This window comes from Streptococcus parasanguinis, from assembly GCF_001578955.1.
GTDB classification, from domain to species: Bacteria; Bacillota; Bacilli; order Lactobacillales; family Streptococcaceae; genus Streptococcus; species Streptococcus parasanguinis_U.
This window is the reverse complement of record NZ_KQ969690.1, coordinates 394,929-399,724: the sequence shown is the minus strand read 5'-3', so window position 1 is coordinate 399,724 and position 4,796 is coordinate 394,929. Positions and strand designations below refer to the sequence as shown.

Below are 4,796 nucleotides of genomic sequence, written 5' to 3'. Positions count from 1 at the left end.
GCAAGAAGGCCCCAAGCTATATAAGTAATTCCAAATGTAAAACAAAGATAATTTTTTAAATTCCTTTTATCAATTTCTGTCATTTTTTCTTCCTAATCTTGATTATTCTACGTATAATATTTTTTTACTTCTTCTTAGTTGCTCTCGATTATAACTACCTATATTCTATCACAAAAACACAAAAAAAGCCTTACAATCAAGGCTTTTCATTATTGATTCATACCAAGCTTTCTAGGCTTTTACGGCAAAGCTACACACTCGACGTGTCGTGATAGCAAACTTCTATATTATAGAACGAAAGTGACTGAGTTGTTGTTTAAAATTATACTATAGAATGAAAATATTTTATAGTTACCATTTTCTCAACTTTATAGTTAATATCTATCATTTAATAAATTTACTTGCCAACTTGTAAACTTGTTTTATCTCTTTACTATTAATATCCCAACAATCAAGTTCTTCATTAATTAACTCTGGAAATTTTTTGCTAATATCCCTCAAAGAATTACCAACTGATTTTCTAACATATTCACTGGAATCATCTTTTAATGCTGCAATTCGTCTTTTAAATAACCCTCTGGAATTTCCACTCCAGAGGTATTTATCTGATACATATCCCACAAGATGAGGCTAGTTCAAATGGTTAATCACCGTCAATACGCTATAATTCGCATATTTATCAAGATTTTCAAGAAAGTGGTTGAGTTGATCGTTGGTTTCAAAGCGGGCTTCCATAAGGTAACAAGAAATGCCTGATGTCCGATAGTGATTAAGGATATGTCTCTTATGTCGAAGCACGTCATGCTAGCAACGATGAAATGCTGGCGATCTCTGGTCATGCCTGTGGAGTGATTTTCGAGCACAAAGATGAGCCTACTACTTACCTCTTAGGTGATACTGTATGGTATGAGAATGTGGAAAATACACTCAAAAAATACCAACCTCAAGTCGCTATCATCAGCGCAGGAAACAACCAATTTAAAGAAAGTGGTCCACTTATCATGGGTGCTGAAGGTGTTCATGAAGTACATAAGACCCTTCCATCTGTTAAACTTTTTGCCACACACATGGAAGCTGTCAACCACGCCTTCTTGACCCGTCAAGAATTGGCTGACTATGCTGAAAAACATGGTTTCAGTCATCAGTTGATTATCCCAGCTGATGGAGAGGAAATCGTTTATTAAAAGACTGCAGGATTAGTCGCCTAATCCTGCTTTTTCGTGATATGGTATAATAGATTGAAAACAAATGACTAAAAGGAGAAAACATGACCCCAAATTTTTTCATCCCACAAGCCATTCAGGTACGGGGTGCTCGTGCCAATAACCTTAAAAATATTTCTCTTGATATTCCCTTGCACCAATTTGTCGCTATTACAGGCGTATCTGGTTCAGGTAAGTCCTCTCTCGCCATGGATACTATCTACGCTGAAGGAACAAGACGCTATCTGAATGCTCTTGCGACCTATACTCGCCGTCGCATCAAGCAAGTTGGACGCTCAGACGTAGATGAGGTCGAATACCTCCCTTCGACCATAGCTCTTCGCCAACGTCCAGAAACGCCAAGTGTACGCTCAACGGTTGGAACATTGACCGAAACCCTGAATATCCTACGCTTGATTTTTTCACGTCTAGGCTCTCATGTCTGCCCAAATGGTCACCGTCTTGACCCAACTCTGCGTGTGGCAGAGGTCATGGATTTCATGGGGACTGATGAGCGGATGGGAATGATCAACTGTCCGACTTGTGATGTTCGTTTCATGGTCTATGGTGCAGAAAGTTTTGCCTTTAACTCAGACGGTGCTTGTCCGACCTGTCAAGGAACAGGTGAAGGACGTGAAATTCAGCTAGACAAGGTCATCCCAGACTCAAACCTCACCATCAATGAAGGGGCAGTTGCTTCTTGGAAATTGCCAGGCCGCACTCACATGAAGCTAGTAGCTGAACAACAGGGAGTCAGGCTAGACGTTCCTTTCAAAAAATTGACGGAGAAAGAAAAAGAAATCGTCCTTTCTGGCCCTGAGGTGAAACGAGTGATTATCGTCCCAACCAAAACAGGCAAATCTTTTGAGCTAAATGCCAAGTATGAAAATGCCATTGTGGCGATTGAACATAGTCTGCAAACAGCTAAAAACGAAAAGGCTATTGAGCGTCTCAATCGTTTCTATGACCTAGGAAAATGTCAGACCTGCCACGGTAGTCGCTACAATCCTGATTTGCTAACTACCTTGGTACTCAACAAAAATATTGCCCAAATCAGTCAATACGACATGCTGGAACTGCAAGAATTTGCGGATAAGTTGAAAACATGGGTGCCTGATGAAATGCAGGATATGACTGAAAAACTGGCAGGTGAATTGAAAGAGTTGATCGAGCCGATTGTGGCACTGGGGTTAGATTATTTGACACTAGACCGCGCAGGTAACTCTCTATCTACTGGTGAGTTGCAACGGATTCAACTGGCTCGCACCATCCGTAATCAGATGACAGGAATTCTCTATGTCTTGGACGAGCCAAGCGTCGGGCTTCATGCGGAAAATGTGGATGCCTTGATTGCCATTATTCGTCAGCTTATTCAGCAAGGCAACTCTGTCCTTGTGGTCGATCATGATGTGGCTATTTTAGAAGCCGCTGACCACTTGATTGAGATTGGTCCTCTCTCTGGTGATCATGGAGGTCAGGTTATCGGGCAAGGTAGTCCCAACCAACTCGCTCAAGTAGCAGACTCCGTCATCGCTCCTTACCTCAACCATACAGCTCAAATCCGTGTTCGACCTAGGTTGGAGCTCGATCAACTCCAGCATTTCCAAGTGCATGTGATCGATACTAATAATATCCAGTCCGTACAGGCAGATTTTGTGGAGAAAGGCTTAAATGTTGTGACAGGCATTTCAGGATCTGGCAAGACTACGCTGGTGCTGGACAGCCTTTTACCTGCTTTTGAAGCCAAACTGGCTAAAAAATCCCTGCCTGAAAATGTGCATGTATCAGGAATCAACAGTATCAAGCAAGTGATTGAAATTGACTCGACTCCAATCGGTAAAAACATTCGCTCCACTGTCGCAACCTACTCCAAAATCATGGACAAGCTGCGCACCCTCTTTGACGGCATTTCAAGCGAATTTTCAGCGACTGATTTTTCTTATAATAATAAATCGGGCGCCTGTGATTACTGCGATGGGACTGGTTCGGTGACACTGGATATTCAATATCTGCCAGATATTGTCGAGACCTGCCCACGTTGCCATGGCAAACGCTATAAAGATGAGATTTTAGCGGTCAAATGGCAGGGCTATTCCATTGCTGACCTGCTGGACTTGACCATTACAGAAGCTCTGGAGGTTTTCAAGGAAGAAACTGGGATTTTAGCTACCTTAACCGTTTTAGATGAACTAGGTCTTGGTTACCTTCATCTAGGAGAAAGTACACCAGCCCTATCTGGCGGAGAAGCGCAACGGTTAAAATTAGCGACTTATCTGGAAAAGAAACAGAGCAACTACCTCTTTATCTTTGATGAACCAAGTATCGGCCTCCACCCTCGTGATGTGACCAATCTAGTAGCTGTCTTTGAACAGTTGATTGAAAATGGGGCAACGGTCATTGTCATCGAACACGACCTAGATGTCATCGCCAATGCAGATAATATCATTGACATGGGGCCACAAGGTGGACGTTATGGTGGACAGTTGATTGCGAATGGTAGCATCGAAGAAGTCTGCCAAACAGCAAACAGTATCACTGGAAGATATTTAAAAGCCTACCTCTCACAGACCTCTGCATAATCGACTTATTTTACAATTTGGGATGTATAAAACAAAAAATAGTCAAATTCGTTGACCTTTTGTAGCATTATAAAAACATACTAAGATTAACATACTTTAGTCCGGTAGTATTACTGAGTCAAAGAGGGAAACAAAAAGAAAGGGGACACGTTTATTCCCACAAACTCCTTGTCTATGGAAATAAAAGCGTCCCCCATGTGTATGTAGGAATACATTTCACTTAGTTCATGTTATCAGACCTAGACACTCAACTACTACTCTCATTCTGATACTCCCCCCTATACGACAAAAAGCCTTGATACCAAGGCTTTTCAAACTCCCTTTCGTTCAAGGTTTTCTAGGATTTTACGAGCAGAGCAACACACTCCACGTGTGGTGCTAGTAAACTTCTATATTATAGAACGAAAGGGATAGAGTTAATGTTTAAACTTAAACTTTAGAATGAAAATATTTTTTCTTTTCTTAACCTACAGTATCCGTACAAATTTTATAGGCTTCATCTCATAAAATCTTGTACCTTGCTAAATTCAACAAACTGAAGCTTGTTTGTCTCATTTAGCTTTCTTGGGTTTCTTTTCTGGCAGTTCCGCATACATACCTTTCAGTAGTTCAGTAATCAAATCCATATCCTCAAATCTGTCGAATGCATACATCAATGTCTTTGAACCCTCATACGGATAACGCAATTCTGAGTCTGCAAGAAGTTTGTCCGATGTCGGCGTTCTCTTTAAAAATAGTTCATTATCACAAATGTCACCTATCAGCTTACCGTTAAAATATATAAGGTAGCCGCCCATCATGGATCTTATGACAATATCACCTGCTGCAGAAAAAATCTCACGAACAAATTCATTAAATTCATTCACTATGATTACCTCCTTCAAAATCAAATATTCCTTACTTTATGGCAAACTCTTTCCCTATTTATCCTCAAAATTTCAGCAATCCATTTTCATCAAATTGAAAATTCGGTCCCCATGAAACTTCCCAATAGTATCCATCTAAATCCGAAAAA

At 40.7% G+C, this 4,796-nt stretch carries 3 protein-coding genes and 3 pseudogenes; 2 read left to right on the top strand and 4 right to left on the bottom strand.

Annotated features, from left to right (window positions below; genetic code table 11):
* Nucleotides 1–83 (bottom strand): annotated as a pseudogene (locus SPADD19_RS12655) (CPBP family intramembrane glutamic endopeptidase); the annotation flags it as partial.
* A 301-nt stretch (nt 84–384) separates the two neighbouring features.
* A pseudogene (locus SPADD19_RS12650) lies at nt 385–564 on the bottom strand (phosphomethylpyrimidine kinase); the annotation flags it as partial.
* A 254-nt stretch (nt 565–818) separates the two neighbouring features.
* Between SPADD19_RS12650 and SPADD19_RS05765 the strand changes: the two are divergent.
* A complete protein-coding gene (locus SPADD19_RS05765; protein ID WP_061455484.1) occupies nt 819–1,184 on the top strand; it encodes a hypothetical protein in 366 nt (121 codons plus the stop codon).
* A gap of 83 nt (nt 1,185–1,267) precedes the next feature.
* Nucleotides 1,268–3,781, top strand: a complete 2,514-nt coding sequence (locus tag SPADD19_RS05760) for an excinuclease ABC subunit UvrA (RefSeq protein WP_061455483.1) — start codon at nt 1,268–1,270, stop codon at nt 3,779–3,781.
* A gap of 551 nt (nt 3,782–4,332) precedes the next feature.
* Here the strand turns inward: SPADD19_RS05760 and SPADD19_RS05755 are convergent.
* Together SPADD19_RS05755 and SPADD19_RS11585 are read right to left on the bottom strand one after the other, a co-directional pair.
* Nucleotides 4,333–4,647: a TfoX/Sxy family protein gene (locus SPADD19_RS05755; RefSeq protein WP_006153684.1), complete on the bottom strand. Its 315-nt coding sequence runs from the start codon at nt 4,645–4,647 to the stop codon at nt 4,333–4,335.
* Between the two features lie 64 nt (nt 4,648–4,711).
* Nucleotides 4,712–4,796, bottom strand: a pseudogene (locus SPADD19_RS11585) (VOC family protein); the annotation flags it as partial.

Excerpts from the sequence above, each read along its gene's own strand:
- SPADD19_RS05765 (WP_061455484.1), top strand. The coding sequence starts at position 819 with ATGCTGGCGATCTCTGGTCATGCCTGTGGAGTGATTTTCGAGCACAAA.
- SPADD19_RS05760 (WP_061455483.1), top strand. The coding sequence starts at position 1,268 with ATGACCCCAAATTTTTTCATCCCACAAGCCATTCAGGTACGGGGTGCT.